Raw genomic sequence first — 22,802 nt, 5'->3', positions numbered from 1 at the left:
GAACAATACCAATAAAAATTAGCGCGGAGATTTGCCATGAGTGCGCCCGACACGCTCGACATCCCCAAAGCCACGGTTCGCCCGGGACCTTTCGACTGGTACCGCAACATCAACAAACAGGAACGCCGCACCTTCTGGAGCTGCAAGATCGGCTATGGCCTGGACGGCATGGACACCCAGATGCTCAGCTTCGTGGTGCCGACCCTGATTGCGATGTGGGGCATCACCACCGGCGAGGCCGGGCTGATTCACACCAGCACCTTGATCGCCTCAGCCATCGGCGGTTGGGTGGCGGGGATTCTCTCCGACCGCATCGGTCGCGTACGAACCTTGCAGCTGACGGTACTGTGGTTCGCCTTTTTCACCTTCCTCTGCGGCTTCGCCCAAAACTACGAACAACTGCTGATCAGCCGCACGCTGATGGGCTTCGGTTTCGGCGGCGAATGGACCGCCGGCGCAGTGCTGATGGGTGAAGTGATTCGCGCCAAGGACCGCGGCAAGGCTGTTGGCATGGTGCAATCCGGCTGGGCATTGGGTTGGGGACTGACGGCGATTTTGTATGCACTGCTGTTCTCGGTGCTGCCGCCGGAAGACGCCTGGCGCGCACTGTTCATCCTTGGCATCGTGCCGGCGATTTTTGTGATCTTCGTCCGCCGACTGGTCAAGGACCCGGAAATCTATCGCGAAGCCAAGGCTAAGCAAGAACCCAGTAATCCGGCAAAGTTCTACGAGATATTCGCGCCCGGCATACTGTTCACCACGATTCGCGCTTCGGTGCTGACCACAGGTGCTTTGGGCGGTTACTACGCGATCACCTCCTGGTTGCCGACGTTTCTGAAGAACGAACGGGGTTTGAGCGTACTCGGTACGGGTGGTTATCTGGCGATGGTGATCGTCGGTTCCTACGTCGGTTACGTCATCAGCGCGTATTTGACTGACATCCTCGGGCGTAAAAAGAACTTCATTCTGTTCGCGGTCGGCTCGTTCACCATTGTTCTGCTCTACACCCAATTGCCAGTGAGCAATGGCGTGATGCTCTGGCTGGGCTTTCCTTTGGGCTTCTTCGCCTCGGGGATCTTCAGTGGCATGGGCGCGTTTTTGACCGAGCTGTTTCCAACGCGGATTCGCGGTTCGGGTCAGGGCTTTTGCTACAACATCGGCCGGGCGCTGGCGGCGTTGTTCCCGCTGTTGATCGGCTTGATGAGCCAGAAGGTGCCATTGAGTGTGGGAATCGGTGCTTTTGCGGCGGTGTCCTACGGGGTGGTGATCCTTGCGGCCCTGAGCCTGCCGGAAACCCGTGGCAAGCAACTCGAAGCCCAATAACTTAATGCCCGGCAACTGCTAATCTGCGGGCAAATGCCTACAGCTAAAAGAATAAAACCTACAGGAGTGTTCACCGTGAGCCGCCTGCTATTGAATTGCGACATCGGCGAGAGTTTCGGCAACTGGACCATGGGTCTGGACGCCGAAGTCATGCCCTTCATCGATTGCGCCAACATCGCCTGCGGTTTCCATGCCGGCGACCCGAGCATCATGCGCAAGACCGTCAGCCTGGCCTTGAGCAACGGGGTGCAGATCGGCGCTCATCCGGCCTATCAGGACCTTGTGGGGTTCGGCCGCCGTTCCATGGCCTACACCGCCCAGGAACTTCAGGACATTGTGCATTATCAGATCGGCGCCCTCGACGGCATTTGCCGGGCTCAGGGCGGGCGGGTGAGTTACGTCAAGCCGCACGGCGCGATGTACAACGACATGATGGCCAACCCGGCGCAATTGCGCGCGGTGCTTCAGGCCGTGGCGTCCTATGATCGTGAGTTACCGCTGATGTTGATGGCCACTCGCGACAACAGCGCAGCCCAGCAATTGGGCGATGAATACGGCGTGACCCTGTGGTTTGAAGCCTTCGCCGATCGCGCTTACGACAGCGCCGGCATGCTGGTCTCGCGGCAACTGCCAGGCGCGGTGCATCACGATCCCGAGACCATCATCGAGCAGGCGCTGATCATCGCCCGCGGTGGCAACCTCACGGCCAGCGATGGCAGTGCCTTGCACTTGCAGGCCAACACCCTCTGCGTACACGGCGACAATGCCAGCTCGGTAGCCGCCGTGCGGCGTATTCGCGAAGCACTTGATCAGCAGAGCGCGCCATGAACCTGCGGGTAGAAGTGGTGGCGCTGGATTGCTTGATGGTCCGTCTGTTTGATGAGATCAGCGAGGCCAACATGCCATGGATGCTCGCCGCCAGTGAAAGTCTGCGTGCTGCATTCGCCGGGCATCTGATCGATCTGGTGCCGTCTTATACGACGTTGATGGTGCATTACGAACTGACCGCACTGAGTCCGGCTCAGGCTCGGGAGCTGATCGCTGAGGCCTTGATCGATCTGTCGCCCAACGCCTGCACCCGCGGCAAATGTCATGTGTTGCCTGTCTGGTATGACTTGAGCGTTGGCCCGGAGTTGAGCCTGTTGTCCCAGCGCAGCGGATTGGCAGTGGATGAAGTGATCCGCCGCCACAGCGAGCGCGAATATCAGGTATTCGCCTTGGGTTTCGCGCCGGGTTTCGCCTTCATGGGGCTGGTGGAAGAAGCGCTGGCCGCGCCGCGTCTGAACACTCCGCGTAAAAAAGTAGCCGCCGGCAGTGTCGGCATCGCCGAACGCCAAACGGCCGCTTACCCGGTGGTGTCCCCCGGTGGCTGGAATCTCATCGGCCGCACCCCGGCCAAATTGTTCGACCGCGAACGCGACGGCTACAGCCTGATGCAACCAGGCGACACGGTGCGCTTCGAAGCCGTCAGCCATGCCGAATTCATTAATCTGGGCGGTGATGACACGCCGTTGGAGGCGCAGGCATGAGCCGTCTATCAATAGAAGCGAGTACACCGCTGTGCCTGTTGCAGGACGCTGGCCGTTTTGGCGTGCGGCATCTGGGCGTGACCCAAGGGGGAGCGCTGGATTGGCGATCGATGTCGTGGGCTAATTGGTTGTTGGGAAATGGCCTGGATGCACCGGTGATTGAAATCACCCTTGGCGGGTTCACCGTCGTTGCCCAAGAGGATTGTGTGCTGGCGTTGGCCGGGGCGGATTTGGGAGCGCAGGTGGATGGCGAGGCGTTGGCACCGTGGCGCAGTTTCAGGCTGAACAAAGGTCAGCAATTGCGATTCACCCAGCCGCTGCTTGGCGCTCGGGCTTATTTGGCGGCCCCGGGCGGATTTGATGCGCCAAAGGTGTTGGGCAGCAGCGCAACGGTGGTCCGTGAGGAACTCGGCGGGCTGGATGGCATGGGCCGGGCGTTGGCCAAAGATGCGCAGTTGAGCTACTCGGGGAGCTCGCTGCTCCTGCTGCGGGCGTTGGCGCCCGAACAGGTGCCGGATTTCAAACTCAACGCACCGCTGGACCTGGTGCTCGGTGCCCAGATCGGTGAGTTCAGTGGACAGAGTTCGTTCGACGCGTTCAACAGCGTCTGGACCCTCGACAGCCGTGCCGACCGGATGGGCATCCGCTTGCTGGGAACGGCGTTGCAGTACCAGGGCAAACCGATGATTTCCGAAGGCATCCCGCTGGGTGCGGTTCAGGTGCCGCCGGATGGGCAACCGATTGTGCTGCTCAATGATCGACAGACCATTGGTGGCTATCCGCGATTGGGGGCTTTGACGCCGTTGGCACTGGCGCGACTGGCGCAGTGTCTGCCGGGGGCAACGGTGCGATTGCGGCCGGTGGTGCAGGATGTCGCGCATCGGGAGCAGGTCGAGTACCTGCGGCGGTTTTTAGAAAGTTAAAAGCTTCGCGAGCAGGCTCGCTCCCACATTGGTCTTGTGCACGACATAGATCAACTGTGGGAGCGAGCCTGCTCGCGAAGGGGCCCTGACAGGCAGCGAAGATTACTTGGAAAGAAACCGCATCCCTTCTTCAAGCCCCCGCAACGTCAACGGATACATCTGGTCATCAATCAAGTCCCGCACGATGTTGGTCGAAGACGTATAGCCCCACGTATCTTTCGGATACGGGTTGATCCAGATGACCTTCTTGTACTTCTCCATGAACCGCTGCATCCACACATAACCCGCTTCTTCGTTCCAGTGCTCGACGCTGCCGCCGGCCTGGGTGATTTCATACGGCGCCATGGCGGCGTCACCGATGAAGATCACTTTGTAGTCCGCGCCGTACTTGTGCAGCAGGTCCTGGGTCGAGGTGCGCTCGGAGGTGCGGCGCATGTTGTTCTTCCACACCGATTCATAAATGAAGTTGTGGAAGTAGAAGTACTCCAGGTGCTTGAACTCGGTCTTGCACGCCGAGAACAGCTCTTCGCAGATCTTCACGTGGGCGTCCATCGAGCCGCCGATGTCGAACAGCAGCAACAGCTTGATGGTGTTGCGCCGCTCCGGACGCATCTGGATATTCAGCAACCCGGCATCGCGCGCGGTGTGATCGATGGTGCCATCAATGTCCAATTCTTCCGCCGCGCCCTGGCGCGCGAATTTACGCAACCGGCGCAGGGCGACCTTGATGTTGCGCGTGCCCAGCTCCACCGAATCGTCGAGGTTCTTGTACTCGCGCTGATCCCAGACCTTGACCGCTTTGCCCTGGCGCTTGCCGGCATCGCCGACCCGAATGCCTTCCGGATTGAAGCCCCCTGAGCCGAACGGGCTGGTGCCGCCCGTGCCGATCCACTTGTTACCGCCGGCATGACGTTCTTTCTGTTCTTCGAGGCGTTTCTTGAACTCCTCGATCAGCTTGTCCAGGCCGCCGAGGGACTGGATCGCCGCCCGCTCTTCGTCGCTCAGTGACCGCTCGAATTCCTTGCGCAACCAGTCTTCCGGGATCAATGCCTGAAGGTGATCGTCAAGTTTTTCCAGGCCATTGAAATAGGCGCTGAACGCCCGGTCGAACTTGTCGAAATGCTTTTCGTCTTTCACCAGAATCGCCCGGGACAGGTAATAAAACTCGTCCATGTCGGCGAAGGTCACGCGCTGCTTCAGCGCGTTGATCAGGTCCAGCAGCTCCCGTACCGAGACCGGTACTTTGGCTGCGCGCATTTCATTGAACAGGTTAAGCAGCATGGCTATCGCCCTCTATCTTGTTAAAAAGAGGGATCAGCGAGTGCCGCGACGGCTCATGAACGCCAGACGCTCAAGCAATTGCACGTCCTGTTCGTTCTTTACCAGGGCGCCGGCCAGCGGCGGAATGGCCTTGGTCGGATCGCGTTCGCGCAGCACCGCTTCGCCGATGTTGTCGGCCATCAGCAGCTTCAGCCAGTCCACCAGTTCGGAGGTCGATGGCTTCTTCTTCAGGCCCGGCACTTTGCGCACGTCGAAGAACACGTCCAGCGCTTCGCTGACCAGATCCTTCTTAATGTTTGGGTAGTGCACGTCGACGATCCTCTGCATCGTGATGCGATCCGGGAAGGCGATGTAGTGGAAGAAGCAGCGGCGCAGGAAGGCGTCCGGCAGTTCTTTCTCGTTGTTGGAAGTAATGATGATGATCGGGCGTTTCTTGGCCTTGATGGTCTCGTCGATCTCGTAAACGTAGAACTCCATCTTGTCGAGTTCTTGCAGCAAGTCGTTCGGGAACTCGATGTCGGCCTTGTCGATTTCGTCGATCAGCAGGATCACCCGCTCTTCGGACTCAAAGGCTTCCCAGAGCTTGCCCTTTTTCAGGTAGTTGCGAACGTCATGGACTTTTTCCGTGCCCAGTTGCGAGTCACGCAGACGGCTGACCGCGTCGTACTCGTACAGGCCTTGATGCGCCTTGGTGGTGGATTTGATGTGCCAAGTGATCAGTTTGGCGCCAAAGGACTCGGCCAGTTGCTCGGCGAGCATGGTTTTACCCGTGCCCGGCTCGCCCTTGACCAGCAGCGGACGCTCCAGGGTGATGGCGGCGTTGACCGCCAGCTTCAGGTCATCGGTGGCGACGTAGGCCTGGGTGCCTTCGAACTTCATCTGCTAATCCTCGAACGGTAACGCCGACCTGAACGAGACAGGGCGGGGCGCAATAATTGTAGTACCCGACTATAACGCGGTGTCCGGTCGACTGTGAACGCAGACGGCTTATTCAGTCTCTGAATGGGGCGTCACATCTTGACTCAGTCTCGGCTGCTGGCCAGTATTGAGCTATCGCCATTTTGGCGATAGCTTGCCGGGCATGTCTACTAAGTACCGATTTCGCGATACGTACCGCATTCAGTTGCGCGAGAAGGATCATCCGCCGCCCCATGTCCACCTGACCGGTGGCGGGCTGGACGTCATGCTCAGCCTTGAAACCGTCGAAGTGATGGTCGGCAAGGCACCGCCGCTGATTATCAAGGAAGCGCTGGCGTGGGTCAGGGCCCATCAGGTGCAATTGCTGGAGGATTGGAAACGATGTTACCCATGAAACGACCACGGTTGTCGGCCGTGCAGGCGTTGCCGGATCACCACCTGACGCTGACCTTTATCGACGGTCAGCAACTGAACCTCGATTTGAGTCGGGACCTGCGCGCCTATCCGGGGTTGCTGCCGTTGCTGGAGGTTGGCGCTTTCGAAGGAGCAACCCTGGGCGATGAAGGCTGGAGCGTTGAGTGGCCCGAACTGGACATCCAGATCGGCGCAGACACCCTTTATCTGGATGCTCTCGCACAAAATGCATCGGACGAAAACACCCGGATCTTCATCGACTGGCGCGCTCGTACCGGGCTGCCACTCAATCAGGCGGCCGAAGCGTTGGGGGTCAGTGCCCGCAGCATCACGCGCTACAGCAGTGGACGTGAAGCCGTACCGCGATCGCTGGCATTGGCTTGCCTGGGCTGGGACTTCTTGCAGCAGCAATCGAACCCGGCGCGGGCGGCCGAAGAAACCGGTCGCTACATCGTCACCCGAAAACCTTAGCCCGCATCCGGCTTGGGCCGTTCGTATTGGGCATTGAACGCCTGAATGAATCCATTGCGTAAAATCTGCAAAAACGCCTGGAACGCGCTGATATCTCGGCGATGCACATTGCCGCTCAGTTCGACGCGAGTCGCAAACTGGTTCTTGCCCTGATTTTTCAGCACCGTTTCGGAGCCCCCGACGATGGCCTCCCAAATGGAGCGGAAAATCCCTTTGTCCTTGTTCTCGACGTCCTGCTGCCAATTGAACACGTCGACGTCCTTCAGCAGCGGTTTGATGTAACCCGTTAATTGCGCTTTTTTAGCCTCGGCTTCAATGACCACATCACCGTGACCGGCATTGAAGTCGAACTTGCCATAGGCCGAGGCGAAGTCGTTCATGCGTTTGAGTTCGATGTCTTTGGCCCGCAGGCGGAAGTCGAAATCTTCAAAGTTGCTTAAAGGGTCGAAGGTGACGGTGGTTTCCAATGGTGCGTGCCCGAGTAGCAGCGCTTTGCCTTCGAAGCGAGCGTCGCGTTTACCTTTGGTGTCGACCACGTTGGTCAGGTTGTAAATGCTGGCATTGACCTGAGTGGCATTCATGTTCACGGGAGGCTTGGAGTTGAAGTTGCGGAAACTGATCTTGCCATCGCTGATCTGCACTTCGTTCAGGGTGATGGGGGCCAGTTTGCTCAACTGCGCACGCCAGTCGGTGCCCTGACCGGTCTGAGAGTTTTGCTTGTTGGCGCCGCCATCGACGAAGTTCACCTCGGGGTTGAAGAACTTCACCTCGGCCACAACGGCGTGGTCGTACCAGAGCGAGTGCCAACTGACGGAAAGGTCGATCAGCGGCGCGTTGACGAACGGCACCGGGACCTTGCCGTCAACCTTGACGATTTTCAGCCCGTTGATTTTGTACGCACCACGCCACAGGGCCAGGTCCACATCGGTGATCTGGCCACGGTAGTCACCCATGTCAGCCAGCTTGTCATTCAGGTAGTCGCGCACCATGTAGGGCAGGGCGATGTGCAGGGCAATCAGCAGTACAACGAGGCCAGCGAGGGTCCACAGAGGCCAACTGTATCTGCGTTTCATGATGACAAATCTCTGGCGATGTAAAGACATTGACTGCTGTGGTTACGGGACGTTCGACTGACTGGACGACCAAGGGCAACAGGCATACCTTGGACAACTAATTCAACGCTGTATAAGGACCCAGCCATGAGCCGTATTTATGCTGACAACGCCCATTCCATTGGCAATACGCCGCTGGTGCAGATCAACCGTATTGCTCCGCGCGGTGTCACCATCCTTGCCAAGATCGAAGGGCGCAACCCCGGTTATTCGGTCAAGTGCCGGATCGGCGCGAACATGATCTGGGAGGCTGAAAGCAGCGGTAAACTCAAGCCCGGCATGACCATCATCGAACCGACTTCAGGCAATACCGGCATCGGCCTGGCGTTCGTTGCCGCCGCCCGCGGTTACCGGCTGGTGCTGACCATGCCGGCGTCCATGAGCATCGAACGACGCAAGGTGCTCAAAGCTCTTGGCGCCGAACTGGTGTTGACGGAACCGGCCAAAGGCATGAAAGGCGCGATCGAGAAGGCCGCCGAAATCCTCGCCAGTGATCCATCGACCTACTTCATGCCGGCGCAGTTCGAAAACCCGGCCAACCCGGCCATCCACGAAAAAACCACCGGGCCGGAAATCTGGAACGACACCGACGGCGCAGTCGACGTACTGGTGGCGGGCGTCGGAACGGGTGGAACCATTACCGGGGTTTCGCGGTATATCAAGAATACCCAGGGCAAACCGATTATTTCGGTGGCGGTGGAGCCAGCGGTGTCGCCGGTCATCACCCAGGCAATGGCCGGTGAAGAAATCAAGCCGAGCCCTCACAAGATCCAGGGTATTGGTGCCGGTTTTGTGCCAAAGAATCTTGATCTGTCGATGGTCGATCGGGTTGAGTTGGTCAGCGATGAAGAATCCAAGGCCATGGCCCTGCGCCTGATGCAGGAAGAAGGGATTTTGAGCGGCATTTCCTGCGGCGCCGCCATGGCCGTGGCCGTCCGGCTGGCGGAAACCCCGGAAATGCAGGGCAAGACCATCGTGGTGATCCTGCCGGACTCCGGTGAACGCTACCTGTCGAGCATGCTGTTCAGTGATCTGTTTACCGAGCAGGAGAATCAGCAGTAGGAGCTGCCGCAGGCCGCGATCTTTTGATCTTGTTTTTGATCTTGTGTAAGGGGGGGGGATTCAGGTCAGCCCTCGTTCAGGAACCTTATGTTAAGAAGTGCTTTATTGCGCAATCTTTAACACTGAATGTTCAGTTACACGGGTTTTTCCCGAGGCCGGTAGTGTTTATCATGGCCGGCTGCCAGGTCGGTTAAATGGCGTTGCGCAGAGTTGTCTACTATCAAGGAGTTGTTGATGACCTTTTCCCTTGCCGCGAAAGCGTCGCTGTTGCTGCTGTTCCTCGGCAGCACTCTCTATGTGCATTTGCGCGGCAAGGCACGATTGCCGGTCCTGCGTCAGTTCGTCAACCATTCAGCTTTGTTTGCGCCCTATAACGCCTTGATGTACCTGTTCTCCGGTGTGCCGTCCAAACCCTATCTGGACCGCAGCAAGTTCCCGGAACTGGACGTGCTCAAGGACAACTGGGAAGTCATCCGCGACGAAGCGATGCACCTGTTCGACGAGGGCTACATTCGCGCCGCCGAAAGGAACAACGACGCCGGTTTCGGATCGTTCTTCAAAAAAGGCTGGAAGCGTTTCTACCTCAAGTGGTACGACAAACCACTGCCATCGGCTGAAGCCTTGTGCCCGAAAACCGTGGCCTTGGTCAGCAGCATTCCCAACGTCAAAGGCGCCATGTTCGCGTTGCTGCCAGGCGGCAGCCACCTCAACCCGCATCGCGATCCGTTCGCCGGTTCCCTGCGTTATCACCTGGGGCTGTCGACGCCGAACTCCGACGATTGCCGGATCTTCGTTGACGGACAGGTCTATGCCTGGCGTGACGGTGAGGACGTGATGTTCGACGAAACCTACGTGCATTGGGTCAAGAACGAAACCGACAAGACTCGGGTCATCCTTTTTTGCGACATCGAACGACCGCTGAGCAATCGCCTGATGACCCGCATCAACCGTTGGATCAGCGGCCTGCTCGGTCGCGCGACTGCACCGCAGAACCTTGATGATGAACGTGTTGGCGGGATTAACCAGGCTTACGCCTGGAGCAAGAACTCCAGCGACAAGTTCAGTGGTGTGGTCAAGCGGTGGAAGCGTCGCAATCCCAAGGCCTACCGCGTGCTGCGACCGGTGTTGGCGGTGGTGGTGTTGACGTTGTTGGGGTATTGGTTGTTTGGGTAATCTCGATCACAAAGTAAAAAACCGCTCCTTTTAAGAGCGGTTTTTTTTGGCCATGATGTTCATCGGCGTCCGGCAAGCACGTTAGGTTCTTCACCTTCGATGCCCGTCGCAAGTATTTGTAGAATTCGCCGCTGACTGTCTGTGAGCACTAGGGCGGTCTGTTTTCTTACCAGTGCGGATGAGCTTTTTTTTGTAGGAGATTTCTTACTGGATTTACCCATTTTTCCTCCGCTATTGATCATTATTTGAGCAGTTTTCACGATACTAGGCTTTCCACCGCTTTGACAAGTTGCCGTTCAGCATCGAAATAAAAGCCATGCTGTTGATAGATCGGAATCGCACCTTTCAGAGGTTCCTGAACTTCGATGAATCTACTCCCGATAATTGTGGCGTAGTGCTCAATGACCAATATGGACAACGTGACGATACGTTTTTTCAAAGGATGGACCTCTCCTGGCCGTCCTTCCAGTCGCACGATGCGAAGTCGTTGCCGACTTTTGTTTGGATTTGCGAAGCAAAGTCCGCACAGTTGTTCATCGAACCAGATGGATAGATCCAGCGCCAAAGGCTCCTTCGCTTTCCATCCAACAACTTCATGCCATGAAAAATACGGATCATCCCAGCACGCACAAGCATTCAATGCTTGTACGTCGATCGGTTCAAATCGCACCTTCGATAAATCGAGGACGGTAGGGCCGAACCGTTCCTTCTCCTCTTGCAGCTTGGCAATGCTAACGGCTGCAAGCTTTCTAGCCCTCGATCTATACAACTGATACCGCAGATGTGTCCGTTCCCTTGGCATTCGATCTCTTGCATTCCATGTCCCCAGAACGGGCGATTCCGTTTCACCCAGAGTAAGCAACGCCTCTACCGCTGTCGTTACTGGCCCTTTGTCCAAGTCATTGCAATCCATGTCAGACGCTGGTTATAGTCGGCGCTCGGTGGTTCTCTTACCCACCGTCCAATCCATCAAAAAAGATCAGCCCATGCCAGCTTCCCTCATCAACGCGGTAGTCGATTCAGCGGTCAACGCTGGCGTCGTGCCGTGCGGGAATCAGCAGCCTGCGCAGATCAGTCATTACCCCCCACCTGTCAGTAGCACGCCGGTGTGCGCAGTCGTATCACCGCCGGGCGTTGGCTTTTCGGGCTGATCAGCTTTTTTCTGCTGTTCCCTCTGCCCGCCTGAAAAAAACTACTGAATTTCAGCTTCGGCTGAGTTGGCTTTTTTTTGCCTGACTACAGGTGGTATTCATGTTTGTCCTTTCAAAAAACACCGCGCTCGCGGCGGCGTCCACGAGCCTGTTCGTTTTGTTGTGGAGCAGCGGGGCGATCTTTTCCAAATGGGGCCTGGCCCACGCATCACCCTTTGCCTTTTTGCTGTTTCGTTTTGCCATCGCACTGTGCGGTCTAGTGCTGCTGGTGCCGTTGCTCAAGCTCAAGCTGCCCAAGGGCGGCAAGCCGATGGTGTATGCGATGGCCACAGGCGTGGTGTTGCTGGGGGCTTATCAGATTTTCTATCTGCTGGCCCTGGAGCTAAAAGTCACACCCGGCGTCATGGCCACGATCATGGGTGTGCAGCCCATTCTTACCGTGGTCATCATCGAGCGGCAGCGATCAATCAGCAGAATGTTCGGTCTGGCACTGGGTTTGACCGGCTTAATCATGGTGGTTTACCAAGGCATCGGTCTGGCCGGTATGTCGATGGCCGGGATGCTCTTCGGTTTGCTGGCGCTGGCGAGCATGACGTTCGGCTCGCTCATGCAGAAGCGCATCACCGAAAATCCACTCGGCACGCTGCCAGTGCAGTACCTGGCCGGGCTGTTGCTCTGCGGGATTTTCGTGCCATTCCAACCCTTTCATTTCGAGCAAGGCACCGGTTTCATCGTGCCGGTGTTGTGGATGGGATTGGTGGTGTCGGTGCTGGCGACCTTGCTGCTGTATCGCTTGATCGCCCGGGGCAACCTGGTCAATGTCACCAGTCTGTTTTACCTGGTGCCGGCGGTGACGGCGGTCATGGACTACCTGATTTTCGGCAACCGGCTGGCGGCATTGAGCATGCTCGGCATGTTGCTGATCATCGTCGGTCTGGTGTTTGTTTTCCGTAAAAACGCTTGAAGCAAAACAAGGCCTGGGGCATGAGCTCCAGGCCTTGTTTTATTTGGCCAGCGCATGCTCGGCCCGCACCGAATTCATGAACGCCTGCATCGCTGACGATTGAATGCGATGGCGCCGGGTAATCAGCCCATACGGCGGCAGGCGCGCTTCGAACTTGATCGGTAGAACTGCCAGCAAATCACGGCCGGGATAATCCTCGACCACCGACACCGGCGTCACTCCAAGCATGTCGGTCTGCTGGATCAATGACAGCAACGTCATGATCGAGGTGGTTTCAACGATGCTGCTGGGAATGTCGACCCGCGCGTTGTGGAACACCTGATTGATGATCGCGCGCATCGGGCTTGGATGCTGTTGCAGCACCCAGGTCATGTGCTGCAATTGCGCCCAGCTCAGCTGCGTCTCCTGCGCCAAAGGGTTTTGTGCTCCGGCGATCACGCACAAGGCTTCTTCACCGAGGCTGTCGAAGAGCAATTCTTCGGCCCGCGCACCGGCCGGAATCCGGCCCAATACGATGTCCAGTTGATCCTGCAAAAGCGCCTGCACCAGCACGTCGCTGGTATCGACCTGGATGCTCATCGACAAGCGTGGATGGCTTTGTTTCAAGGTCGCGATGGTTCGGGTCAACAGCCCCGAAGCCAGCGCCGGAATCGCGCCAACTGCAACCCGCCCGAGGTTGCCGGATTCGAGCGCGACCAGTTCTTCACGCATGCCGCTAAGTTCGGCAAACACCATGCGCGCGTAGTAGATGACGGTTTCCCCGAACGGGGTAGAGCGCATGCCCCGAGGCAGGCGTTCGAAGAGTTCGACGCCGAGCAAGTCCTCGGCTTCGTGCAGCATTTTGGTCGCTGCTGGTTGAGTCATGCCGATGTGGTCGGCGGCGCGGCGCAACGAGCCGAATTCCTGCAACGCCAGCATCAGCCGCAGTTGGCGCAGACGCAGTCGACTGTGGATCACATTGGCATCAGGAATTCGGGTCATGGGCCGCACTCGCAAAAAAGACTGCGGCAAGCCTGACAACAAATGTCAGGCGTTGCCAGCATTGCTGTGTCACAGCACCGATTTTGGCTGGGCGACGCGGGGTTTGCGCAGGCTCATCAGGGTTTGCAGCACCTTGGAAATCAACGGCCAGAACAGCATCAATAGCGCCGCTGTGGTCAGGCTGCCCACCAGCGGGTTGGACCAGAAGATCCCCAGGTGACCGTCGGAAAACAACATCGACTGACGGAACGCATCTTCCGCCTTGTCCCCCAACACGGCGGCCAGCACTAGCGGCGCGATCGGGTAACCGAGTTTCTTGAACAGATAACCCAACGCACCGAAACCCAGCATCAGCACCACATCGAAGAACGAGTTGTGTACCGAGTACGCCCCGATGGCGCAGACCATGATGATGATCGGCGCAATGATCGAGAACGGAATCCGCAGGATCGAAGCGAACAGCGGCACAGTGGCCAACACCACGATCAGACTGACGACGTTGCCCAAGTACATGCTGGCGATCAGGCCCCAGACGAAATCGTGCTGCTCGACGAACAGCGTCGGGCCGGGGTGCAGGCCCCAGATCATCAAGCCGCCGAGCATCACCGCTGCGGTGGCTGAACCGGGAATGCCCAGGGTCAACATCGGCAGCAGGGCACTGGTGCCGGCGGCGTGGTCGGCGGTTTCCGGGGCGATCACGCCTTCAAGTTCACCCTTGCCGAAGTTCTCGCGGTTCTTCGAAAAGCGCCGCGCCAGGCTGTAGCTCATGAACGATGCCGCCGTAGGGCCGCCCGGCGTAATGCCCATCCAGCAACCCACCAACGTGCTGCGCACAATGGTCCACCAGTAACGTGGCAACTTGGCCCAGGTGCGCAGGATGATCATCGGTGTAATGCGCGCATGCTCGCCTCGAAACACCAGGCCTTCCTCGACGGTGCAGAGAATTTCGCCAATGCCAAACAGACCGATCACCGCCACTTCGAAGCTGATGCCGGTCATCAGCGTCGGCTGGTCGAAGGTCAGGCGCAGGTTGCCCGATACGGTGTCCATGCCGACGGCGGCCATGGCAAAACCGATCATCATCGCGACCACGGTTTTCAGCGGCGGGTTTTTGCTCATGCCGATGAAGGTGCAGAACGCCAACAGGTACACCGCAAAGAACTCCGGTGAACTGAACGACATGGCAAACGCGGCAATCCGCGTCGACAGGAACGTCAGCAACAACACCCCGGCCAGCGCGCCGATCAGGGCCGAGCTGAACGCGGCGGTCAGGGCTTCGGCGGCGCGGCCTTCGCGGGCCATCGGGTAGCCGTCGAACGTCGTCGCCACCGATGAGGGCTCGCCGGGGATGTTGAACAGAATCGAGGTGATCGAGCCGCCAAACAGCGCGCCCCAGTACATGCATGACAGCAGAATGATCGCCGACACCGGCGACATGGTGAACGTCAGCGGCAGCAACAACGCCACACCATTCGGGGCGCCGAGGCCAGGCAACACGCCGACCAGAATGCCCAGCAGCACGCCGATCACCATCAGGCCGATGTGGCCCGGGGTCAGGATCAGGTTCATGCCTTGCAGCAGGGAATCGAACTCGCTCATTTGAACGTTCTCCCGGCCAGGGCAATCCAGTCGCCCATCGGGCCGGCATCCAGCGGGACCTTGAACCACAGCGCGAAAATCAGGTAGCTGGCGAGCACCGCGCCAAGCGATACGCTGCCGATCATCCACTTGCCGTAAGGCTTGGCGCGGACCTTGTCACGCCACATGAACCAGGCGATGAAACAGGCCGAGGCCACGTAGATGCCGGTGAATGGCATGGCGCCGACGAATAGCGCAATCGGGATGAACACCGACAACACTTGCTTGAACGCACTGCGGCTGACGAATGAAAGGCTCAGGGCGTGCCAGCGCACCACGGTCAAAACCCCGTTGGCTACGCTCGCGGCACTCAACATCAGGCCGATGTAAAAGGGGAAGTAACCCGGCTCGGGGCCGGAATCGCCCCAGCCGATACCTTGCTCGAGACTGCCGAACATCACCACCGCGCCGATCAGCGTGGTGAAGAGTGCCAGGCCGAGTTCGACCCAGCGGGTGCCGACCAGCGCCGGTGAATCCGAAGAATGGGACATGAAAGCACCTCCAGAGGTGACGGCCGTGCGCAGGCGGACGGCCGTGAACAACTCAGTTTTTCAGCCAGCCGGCTTCTTTGAACACCGGGGTTACGCGGGCGGTGTCTTTCTCAATGTAGGCGGTCAGCGGCTCGCCTTCGAGGAAGGTTGGCACCAGCGCGTTCTGTTTGACGTAGGCCTTGAACTCCGGGGTCTCGGTGACTTTGCGCATCAGCTCGACATAGAACGCCCGCTGTTCGGCGGTGACTTCGCCGGGCATGAACACGGTGCGCGGGAAGCGGTACTGATCGATGCCCAGGCCTTCTTCGTGGCAGGTCGGCACATCGGCCCAGGATTTATCACCCGCGACTTTTTCGGTGTAGGCCATGCGCTCTTTACTGAACACACAGAGCGGCTCGACCTGATCGCCGCGCCATTGGCTGATGCTTTCGCTGGGGTTGTTGACGTTGGCGGCGATGTGTTTGCCGGCCAGTTGGGTCGCGGCTTCGCTGCCGCTTTTGAACGGGATGTACACCAGTTTGCTGTTAGTGGTCTGGTTCAGTAGCAGGGTCAACGTCTGGTCGACATCCTTGGACTGACTGCCGCCCATGCGCAGGTTCGACGGGTCCGCCTTGACTGCTTCGTATAAGCTTTTGGCATCCTTCCACGGCGCGTCCTTGTAGCTCCAGAGAATGAAGTCATCCTCGGCCACCGCGGCTATGGGAGTCAGTTCCTGCCATTGGTAGCCGAGCTTGGACACCAGCGGCAACAGGTAAATGTTGTTGGTGCCGATCACCAGTTTTTCCGGATCGCCCTTGTTCATTTTCAAGTCGAGGAAGGCTTCGGCGCCGTTGCCGCCGCCCTTGTTCAGGACGATGGTATTCACGTCGAGGAACTTGTGCGTGGTGATAATCGACTGAATCAGCCGACCGAGCTGGTCGGTACCGCCACCGGGGCCGCCGGCAACGACGATTTCGACGTTCTTGTCCGGTTGCCAGGCGTGAGCGAGAGCGGGGAGGGCGCCGGCGGCGACCAGCGTGCAGCCAAGAAACAGACGGGATGTGCGACGGACGAATGCATTTCGCATGGAAGGGCCTCGTTTTTGTGTTTTTTGTAATTGTTATGGGCGACTTGTCGGAGCGGTAAAGCCGCAAGCCTGGAGTGAGTGTGTGAAGCCTCAGCCCCCGCGTCTAGTCAAAACAATACATACACCGATAGCCTGTGGTTATAGGTCATGACGGCCAAAATGGCCGTTATCGCTGAAGGCTTTGCGCCAGAGCCTTTTGCGAGGAAAGTCGGGGTTTGCGTCATGCGGTGAAAGCTCCCTGAAAGCAGGGCATGCCATAACCCGGGGCTATCGCCTTATTTCAAGTTTTGATTAGACGGTTATCACGCAGCCTTCGATAGTGCTCACCAGCTCCGTCATGAAGCGGCAAAGTTGCAATCCACAACAATAATAAAACGAGGTACGCAACATGGTTCGTTCCAGTGCTTCCCTGCATCTGCCTGGCGCAGTTGCCCAGCCAGCGGCGGCAACACCGCTGGCCGGCACAACCAAAGCCAGCAGTGTGCGCTGGCGGATCTTCGCGATTATCTTCGCGTTGACCATGATCAACCTGATCGATCGTGTCTCGCTGTCCATCGCAATGCCGACCATAGCCCATGAATTTTCCCTGTCGCCGAGCCTGCAAGGGCTGATCCTCAGCAGCTTCTTCTGGGCGTATGCGCTGTTGCAGATTCCCGGCGGCTGGATGATCGATCGCTTCGGGCCACGCCGGGTCATCAGTTGGTCCACCGGGTTGTGGGGCACGTTCCAGGTGCTGGCAGCATTCGCGACTGGCGGCCTGTCCTTGTTGTTTGCCAGGGTTGCTCTTGGTGCTGCTGAAGCACCGTTGTTTCCGTCTGGCGGCAAGTTGATTTCCCTGTGGCTGGCACCGAGTGAGCGCAGTCGCGGCGCGGTGCTGATGGACAGCGGCAGTCCGTTGGGCGTGGCGCTGGGCGGGTTGATCATTGCCTACCTGATTGCTTCGCTGGACTCGTGGCGTCTGGCCTTCGTGATTGCCGGCATCGCGACCTTGGTGCTGGCCTGGCTGGCGCGGCGTTATCTGCGTGATGACCCGGCCAGTCACCCGCAGGTGAATGCCGAAGAGCTCGAGAAGATCAACGCCGGGCGCGCGACGCCTGCTGCCGAAGCCGCGCGTGTGCCGGTCAAAGGCTTGGGTATCGCGGCACGCTCCCTGAGTGGTTTGCTGATCGGTCGCGCCAGCTGGGCGATGGTCTATTTCGGTCTGCTGACCTGGGGGCCGAGTTATCTGGCGCAGGCCCGAGGCTTCGATATCAAGGGTATTGGCGCAGCCACTTTCGTGATCTTCGTGTGCGGCGCGTTGGGTTCGTTGACCGGTGGTTTCCTCTGCGACGGGCTGATCCGCAAAGGCGTCAGCCGTGGCGTGGCAGTCAAGAGCCTGCTGGCGTTTTCCGGTCTGGTGGCCCTCGGCGCCTTCCTGTTGCTGCCGACCCTGAGCAATCCTTTTGCGGCCGTGGCGTTGTTGGCCATGACCGCGTTTTTCTTGATGTGGGGCAGCCTCTACTGGAGCTTCCCGGCCTTGCTGGCGGCGCCGGCGCGGGTCGGGTTGATCGGTGGCGTCATGAATATGGCCGGCAGCACCGGCGGTATCGCGGTGCCGATCCTGGTGGGCGTGATTCTGCAAATGGCCGGTGGTTTTGCGCCGGTGCTGGGGTTCTTTGCGGTGTGCTCGGCGGTGTTTGTACTGGCGACGTTGTTCATCAGTCTCGACGAGGTACGTTATGACTAAGTTGTGGGACGGTCCGATTATCGACGCCCATCATCACTTCTGGGATCCGTCGATCAATGACCATCCGTGGCTGGCCCCCGAAGCCAGCATCCCGTTTCGCTACGGTGATTACAGCGCGATCAAGCGTCGCTATTTTCCTGAAGATTATTTCGCTGACGCCGGCCAGCATCAGGTGGTGCAAACGGTGTACGTCGAGACCGAGTGGGACCCGCAAGACCCGATTGGCGAAACCCTTTTCATCGAGGGGCTGGCCGCCCGATACGGCGTGCCGAATGCCGTCGTGGCGCAAGCCTGGCTCGACCATCCGGACGCCATCGCGGTACTGACCGAGCAAGCCAGTTTCAAGTGCGTGCGCAGCGTCCGCCACAAACCCGGCGGAGCGACTTCGCCAGCGCAGGTTGGCCACGTTCGCAGCCTGATGAGCGACGAATGTTGGCGTCGCAGTTTCGCCGCACTGGAAGGGCTGGGGCTGCATTTCGATCTGCAGACACCCTGGTGGAACCTGCACGAGGCCGAACGCCTGGCCCGGGATTTTCCCGGCACCACGCTGATTCTCAACCACGCCGGGTTGCCTAATGACCGCAGTGCCGAAGGCCTGGCGGGTTGGCGTTTGGCGATGGCGCGGCTGGCCGAGTGGCCTAATGTACAGGTGAAAATCTCCGGCCTGGGCCTGGCCGGCCAAGCGTGGCGCGCCAAAGACAACGCCTGGATCGTGCGTGAAGTGATCGCCATGTTCGGCACTGATCGGGCGATGTTCGCCAGCAACTTTCCGGTGGACAGCCTGTGCGGCTCATTCGACGACATCTACAGCGGTTTTAAATCCATCGTTGCTGATCTGCCCAGCGCCGATCAGGAGCGTCTTTTCTACAGCAATGCGCAGCGGGTTTATCGCTGCGAGCCTTGCGCCATTGACCGGACATGGCCTGAACCCTTGAGGAGTGAAGCATGAACAAGACAACCATCGCGATGGTCCTGGGTGACCCGGCGGGCATTGGCCCGGAACTGATTGCACGCCTGCTCGCAGAGCCTTCGGTGCGCAGTCAGGCCAACGTGATCCTGATTGCCGATGAGGCGGAAATGCGCCGTGGCATGCGCATCGCCGGGATGGAGTTTCCTTACCGGCGCGTCGAGTCGCTGGAGCAGCTGTCGTTTGTCGATGACACGCCGCTGTTCTACGACTTCCGCGGCGATACTCTCGGTGAATTTCCCCGCAGTGAAGCCAGTGTTATCGGCGGTCGCTACAGCCTCGATACCTTGGAAAAAGCCCTGCGCCTGACCGAGGCCGGCACCACCGACGCAGTGCTGTTCGGGCCGCTGAACAAGACCTCGCTGCACATGGCCGGCATGGCCCACAGCGATGAGCTGCACTGGTTCGCCGAGCTGCTGGATTTTCATGGGCCGTTCTGCGAATTCAACGTGCTCGACAACCTTTGGACTTCGCGCGTGACGTCCCATGTGGCCCTGGCCGATGTGCCGGGCATGCTCAGTCAGACGCGGGTCGTGGAAGCGATTCAATTGATCGACACTGCGCTTAAACGCAATGGCCTGGAAAAACCGCGCATTGGTGTGTGTGGACTGAACCCGCACAACGGTGACAATGGCTCGTTCGGTCGCGAAGAACTGGACATTATTGGCCCGGCCGTGCGCTCGGCTCAGGCGCTGGGCATTGCGGCCGAAGGGCCGTATCCGGCCGACACGATCTTCCTCAAGGTTCAGGGCGATGCCAGTGCCTTCGACGCGGTGGTCACGATGTATCACGACCAGGGGCAGATCGCGATCAAGTTGATGGGCTTCTCCCGTGGAGTGACGGTGCAGGGCGGGTTACCGATTCCGATTACTACACCAGCGCATGGGACGGCGTTCGATATTGCAGGCCAGGGCAAGGCCAATGTCGGCGCGATTCGCCAGGCGTTCGAGATTGCGTGTCGGATGGGCACCAACAACTACTGACACCACGCAATACCTAATGTGGGAGCGAGCCTGCTCGCGAATACGGTCTGACTGGCACTGCAAAAGTGTTTGTCGATCGCCTTCGCGAGCAGGCTCGCTCCCACAGTTGTTTGTGTGTGGCTGATAACTCTATCTACCCATTAATCCCTTTATGCGATCACCCCAGGTTATCGCCGGATACGCATAAGTGATTATTCGCAGCCCCCAAGCGCTGGCTAAAGTCGCTCCATCGAATGCCCGGAGCCTGCCACCCGAACGGCTCTGCGCAGCGACTCAACAACTACAAAAAGCCGGCAGCGCAAGGAACTGTATTCATGAAAATCAAAGCGATCCGTACCCGCGTTTTCGAGTGGAAAGGCAAAGTCGTCCCCCCTCAAGCGCACTTCTGCACCAACGCCAGCGACATCCTGTTCGAACGCGGCGACGCCATGGGCTCGTTCCGTTTCCACGGTTGGCTGGTGGTGGAAGTCGAGACTGACACCGGTCTTGTCGGCATCGGTAACTGCGCCTTGGCGCCGCGTGTGGCCAAGGAAATCATCGACACCTACCTGGCGCCGATCGCGATGGGCGAAGACCCGTTCGACAACGAATACATCTGGCAGAAGATGTACCGCCAGAGCCACGCCTGGGGCCGCAAAGGCATCGGCATGGCGGCGATCTCGGCAATCGACATCGCGATTTGGGACATCATGGGCAAAGCGGTCAACAAACCGGTGTTCAAACTGCTCGGCGGCCGTACCAAGGAAAAGATCTGGACCTACGCCTCCAAGCTCTACGCCAACGACAACCTCGACCTGTTCCTCGAAGAAGCCCAGGGCTATCTGAACCAAGGCTTCACCGCGCTGAAAATGCGTTTCGGCTACGGCCCGAAAGACGGCCCGGCGGGCATGCGCAAGAACATCGAACAAGTGCGGGCGCTGCGTAACCTGGCCGGCCCCGACATCGACATCATGCTCGAGTGCTACATGGGCTGGACCCTGGAATACGCCCGCCGCATGTTGCCAAAACTCGCTGAATTCGAACCGCGCTGGCTCGAAGAACCGGTGATCGCCGACGACATCGAAGGCTATATCGAACTGAAAAAAATGGGGATCATGCCGATCTCCGGCGGCGAGCATGAGTTCACTTCTTATGGCTTCAAAGACCTGCTGGAACGCCGCGCCGTCGACGTGATCCAGTACGACACCAACCGCGTCGGCGGCATCACCGCTGCGCGCAAGATCAACGCCATGGCCGAAGCCTGGTCGGTGCCGGTGATCCCCCACGCCGGGCAGATGCACAACTACCACCTGACGATGTCCACCACCGCCTCGCCAATGGCCGAGTTCTTCCCGGTGTTCGACGTCGAGGTCGGCAACGAGCTCTTCTACTACGTGTTCAAGGGCGAGCCACAACCGGTCAACGGCTACATCCAGCTCGACGACGACAAGCCGGGCCTGGGCCTGGAAATCTCCGATGAGTACCTGAGCGACTTCAACATCATCGAGTGACCCTGTGGCGAGGGGATTTATCCCCGTTGGGTTGCGCAGCGACCCCAAAATAGGGACTGCTGCGCAGTCCAACGGGGATAAATCCCCTCACCACAAAACCACGACTTTCTGGAGGCCGACATGCGCCTGATTCAATTTGAAAACACTGCCGGTGGACGCCAGGTTGGCCTCGTCGAGGGCTCACAGGTTCAGGTGCTGAAAGGCACCCGCAGCACCCGCGAACTGGCACTCGCGGCGATCCGCGCCCAACGCAGCCTGCAAGACGAAGTCGCCCAGCGCGGCACCGAGCCAGGCCCCGATTACGCGCAACTGTTGCAGCAAGGCAAAGTCCTGCCGCCCCTGGATCACGAAGACCCGGCGCATTGCCTGATCAGCGGCACCGGCCTGACTCATTTGGGCAGCGCCTCGGCGCGGGACAAAATGCACCATCATGACGGCGAAGTCGAAGCCGGCATAACCGACACCATGCGCATGTTCAAGTGGGGCCTGGAGGGCGGAAAACCAGCGGCCGGGCAGGTCGGTGCGCAACCGGAATGGTTCTACAAAGGTGACGGCAGCATCGTCGTGCGCCCCGGCGCGGACTTCCCGGTGCCGCCGTTTGCCGAAGACGCTGGCGAAGAGCCGGAACTGACCGGGCTCTATGTGATCGGCGACGACGGCCAGCCGTATCGCGTCGGTTACGCCTTGGGTAACGAGTTCTCCGACCATGTGATGGAGCGTCGTAATTATCTGTACCTCGCCCATTCAAAACTGCGTTTCTGCGCCTATGGCCCGGAGCTGCGCGTCGGTGAATTGCCCAAACATCTGGCGGGCACCAGCCGCATCAAACGAAACGGCGAAACAATCTGGGAAAAAGAGTTTCTCAGCGGCGAAGACAACATGTGCCACAGCCTCGCGAACCTTGAATTCCACCACTTCAAATACGCGCAGTTCTTGCGCCCCGGTGATGTCCACGTGCATTACTTCGGCACGGCCACGCTGTCGTTTGCCGACGGGGTGAAAACCCAGCCGGGCGATCGCTTCCAGATCAGCCTCGATGAGTTCGGCGCGCCGCTGGAAAACGGTATAGGCGAAAGCGCCCAGCCGTTGGCCATCGGTCAGGTACGCGCGCTTTAAACCTTTAATTGCCGGCGCTGTTG

23 protein-coding genes are annotated in these 22,802 nt (G+C 58.9%); 15 read left to right on the top strand and 8 right to left on the bottom strand.

From position 1 onward, the window contains the following. Positions 1-36 precede the first annotated feature (36 nt). The 4 genes from ACYZTW_RS25850 to ACYZTW_RS25835 all read left to right on the top strand — a co-directional run bounded on the left by ACYZTW_RS25850 (position 37) and on the right by ACYZTW_RS25835 (position 3,775). On the top strand, positions 37-1,323 hold the full coding sequence (locus tag ACYZTW_RS25850; RefSeq protein ID WP_129442000.1) for an MFS transporter: 1,287 nt from the start codon (positions 37-39) through the stop codon (positions 1,321-1,323). 75 nt (positions 1,324-1,398) lie between these two features. Next, a complete protein-coding gene (locus tag ACYZTW_RS25845) occupies positions 1,399-2,151 on the top strand; it encodes a 5-oxoprolinase subunit PxpA (protein WP_462002347.1) in 753 nt (250 codons plus the stop codon). After that, entirely contained in the window at positions 2,148-2,852 is a 705-nt protein-coding gene (locus ACYZTW_RS25840) for a 5-oxoprolinase subunit B family protein (RefSeq protein ID WP_462002346.1), read from the top strand. The genes ACYZTW_RS25845 and ACYZTW_RS25840 overlap by 4 nt, the downstream gene beginning before the upstream one ends. Further along, positions 2,849-3,775 carry a 5-oxoprolinase subunit C family protein gene (locus ACYZTW_RS25835; protein ID WP_462002345.1) on the top strand — a complete coding sequence of 309 codons (927 nt, stop codon included), beginning with the start codon at positions 2,849-2,851 and terminating at the stop codon, positions 3,773-3,775. The genes ACYZTW_RS25840 and ACYZTW_RS25835 overlap by 4 nt, the downstream gene beginning before the upstream one ends. Positions 3,776-3,877: 102 nt before the next feature. Here ACYZTW_RS25835 and ACYZTW_RS25830 read toward each other — a convergent pair whose 3' ends face one another. Continuing rightward, positions 3,878-5,056: a vWA domain-containing protein gene (locus tag ACYZTW_RS25830; RefSeq protein WP_462002344.1), complete on the bottom strand. Its 1,179-nt coding sequence runs from the start codon at positions 5,054-5,056 to the stop codon at positions 3,878-3,880. Between the two features lie 33 nt (positions 5,057-5,089). Continuing rightward, positions 5,090-5,935, bottom strand: a complete 846-nt coding sequence (locus ACYZTW_RS25825; RefSeq protein ID WP_008067574.1) for an AAA family ATPase — start codon at positions 5,933-5,935, stop codon at positions 5,090-5,092. A gap of 202 nt (positions 5,936-6,137) precedes the next feature. Between ACYZTW_RS25825 and ACYZTW_RS25820 the strand changes: the two genes are divergently transcribed. Together ACYZTW_RS25820 and ACYZTW_RS25815 are read left to right on the top strand one after the other, a co-directional pair. Next, positions 6,138-6,368, top strand: a complete 231-nt coding sequence (locus ACYZTW_RS25820; RefSeq protein ID WP_076030093.1) for a DUF4160 domain-containing protein — start codon at positions 6,138-6,140, stop codon at positions 6,366-6,368. After that, a complete protein-coding gene (locus ACYZTW_RS25815) occupies positions 6,356-6,859 on the top strand; it encodes a DUF2442 domain-containing protein (protein ID WP_462002343.1) in 504 nt (167 codons plus the stop codon). Before ACYZTW_RS25820 ends, ACYZTW_RS25815 begins: the two co-directional genes overlap by 13 nt. Here ACYZTW_RS25815 and ACYZTW_RS25810 read toward each other — a convergent pair. After that, the gene (locus ACYZTW_RS25810; RefSeq protein WP_462002342.1) at positions 6,856-7,932 is read right to left on the bottom strand and encodes a DUF748 domain-containing protein; all 1,077 of its coding nucleotides are present in this window, start codon (positions 7,930-7,932) and stop codon (positions 6,856-6,858) included. The genes ACYZTW_RS25815 and ACYZTW_RS25810 overlap by 4 nt on opposite strands. A gap of 126 nt (positions 7,933-8,058) precedes the next feature. Here ACYZTW_RS25810 and cysK point away from each other — a divergent pair, with 126 nt between their 5' ends. Both cysK and ACYZTW_RS25800 read left to right on the top strand, forming a co-directional pair. After that, positions 8,059-9,033, top strand: a complete 975-nt coding sequence (gene cysK, locus ACYZTW_RS25805) for a cysteine synthase A (protein ID WP_462002341.1) — start codon at positions 8,059-8,061, stop codon at positions 9,031-9,033. A 234-nt stretch (positions 9,034-9,267) separates the two neighbouring features. Continuing rightward, a complete protein-coding gene (locus ACYZTW_RS25800) occupies positions 9,268-10,206 on the top strand; it encodes an aspartyl/asparaginyl beta-hydroxylase domain-containing protein (RefSeq protein WP_462002340.1) in 939 nt (312 codons plus the stop codon). 256 nt (positions 10,207-10,462) lie between these two features. Here the strand turns inward: ACYZTW_RS25800 and ACYZTW_RS25795 are convergent, their stop codons facing one another. After that, on the bottom strand, positions 10,463-11,104 hold the full coding sequence (locus ACYZTW_RS25795; protein WP_462002339.1) for a hypothetical protein: 642 nt from the start codon (positions 11,102-11,104) through the stop codon (positions 10,463-10,465). Between the two features lie 88 nt (positions 11,105-11,192). On the opposite strand from ACYZTW_RS25795, the gene ACYZTW_RS25790 reads away from it, so the two are divergent. Both ACYZTW_RS25790 and ACYZTW_RS25785 read left to right on the top strand, forming a co-directional pair. Further along, on the top strand, positions 11,193-11,357 hold the full coding sequence (locus ACYZTW_RS25790) for a hypothetical protein (protein ID WP_165353262.1): 165 nt from the start codon (positions 11,193-11,195) through the stop codon (positions 11,355-11,357). 100 nt (positions 11,358-11,457) lie between these two features. Next, positions 11,458-12,321 (top strand): DMT family transporter, encoded by an 864-nt coding sequence (locus ACYZTW_RS25785; RefSeq protein WP_462002338.1) that lies wholly within the window; start codon positions 11,458-11,460, stop codon positions 12,319-12,321. Positions 12,322-12,360: 39 nt separating this feature from the next. On the opposite strand, the gene ACYZTW_RS25780 is transcribed toward ACYZTW_RS25785, so the two are convergent. The 4 genes from ACYZTW_RS25780 to ACYZTW_RS25765 all read right to left on the bottom strand — a co-directional run bounded on the left by ACYZTW_RS25780 (position 12,361) and on the right by ACYZTW_RS25765 (position 16,497). Then, positions 12,361-13,302, bottom strand: coding sequence for a LysR family transcriptional regulator (locus ACYZTW_RS25780; RefSeq protein WP_462002337.1), 942 nt, complete (start codon positions 13,300-13,302; stop codon positions 12,361-12,363). A 69-nt stretch (positions 13,303-13,371) separates the two neighbouring features. Beyond that, positions 13,372-14,901, bottom strand: a complete 1,530-nt coding sequence (locus tag ACYZTW_RS25775; RefSeq protein ID WP_462002336.1) for a tripartite tricarboxylate transporter permease — start codon at positions 14,899-14,901, stop codon at positions 13,372-13,374. Beyond that, positions 14,898-15,431, bottom strand: a complete 534-nt coding sequence (locus tag ACYZTW_RS25770; RefSeq protein ID WP_462002335.1) for a tripartite tricarboxylate transporter TctB family protein — start codon at positions 15,429-15,431, stop codon at positions 14,898-14,900. The genes ACYZTW_RS25775 and ACYZTW_RS25770 overlap by 4 nt, the downstream gene beginning before the upstream one ends. A 52-nt stretch (positions 15,432-15,483) precedes the next feature. Continuing rightward, a complete protein-coding gene (locus tag ACYZTW_RS25765) occupies positions 15,484-16,497 on the bottom strand; it encodes a Bug family tripartite tricarboxylate transporter substrate binding protein (RefSeq protein ID WP_462002334.1) in 1,014 nt (337 codons plus the stop codon). A 388-nt stretch (positions 16,498-16,885) separates the two neighbouring features. On the opposite strand from ACYZTW_RS25765, the gene ACYZTW_RS25760 reads away from it, so the two are divergent. The 5 genes from ACYZTW_RS25760 (at position 16,886) to araD1 (ending at position 22,779) form a co-directional block, all read left to right on the top strand. Further along, positions 16,886-18,223, top strand: a complete 1,338-nt coding sequence (locus ACYZTW_RS25760) for an MFS transporter (RefSeq protein WP_462002333.1) — start codon at positions 16,886-16,888, stop codon at positions 18,221-18,223. Beyond that, positions 18,216-19,172 carry an amidohydrolase family protein gene (locus tag ACYZTW_RS25755; protein ID WP_462002332.1) on the top strand — a complete coding sequence of 319 codons (957 nt, stop codon included), beginning with the start codon at positions 18,216-18,218 and terminating at the stop codon, positions 19,170-19,172. The genes ACYZTW_RS25760 and ACYZTW_RS25755 overlap by 8 nt, the downstream gene beginning before the upstream one ends. Continuing rightward, positions 19,169-20,173, top strand: coding sequence for a 4-hydroxythreonine-4-phosphate dehydrogenase PdxA (locus ACYZTW_RS25750; protein WP_462002331.1), 1,005 nt, complete (start codon positions 19,169-19,171; stop codon positions 20,171-20,173). Before ACYZTW_RS25755 ends, ACYZTW_RS25750 begins: the two co-directional genes overlap by 4 nt. A 314-nt stretch (positions 20,174-20,487) precedes the next feature. Next, the gene (locus ACYZTW_RS25745; protein ID WP_462002330.1) at positions 20,488-21,663 is read left to right on the top strand and encodes an L-rhamnonate dehydratase; all 1,176 of its coding nucleotides are present in this window, start codon (positions 20,488-20,490) and stop codon (positions 21,661-21,663) included. 120 nt (positions 21,664-21,783) lie between these two features. Beyond that, on the top strand, positions 21,784-22,779 hold the full coding sequence (araD1, locus tag ACYZTW_RS25740; protein ID WP_462002329.1) for an AraD1 family protein: 996 nt from the start codon (positions 21,784-21,786) through the stop codon (positions 22,777-22,779). Positions 22,780-22,802: the final 23 nt, after the last annotated feature.

The sequence above is a fragment of the Pseudomonas sp. LB3P25 genome, from assembly GCF_054897985.1.
This window is presented reverse-complemented; position numbering and strand designations above follow the sequence as displayed.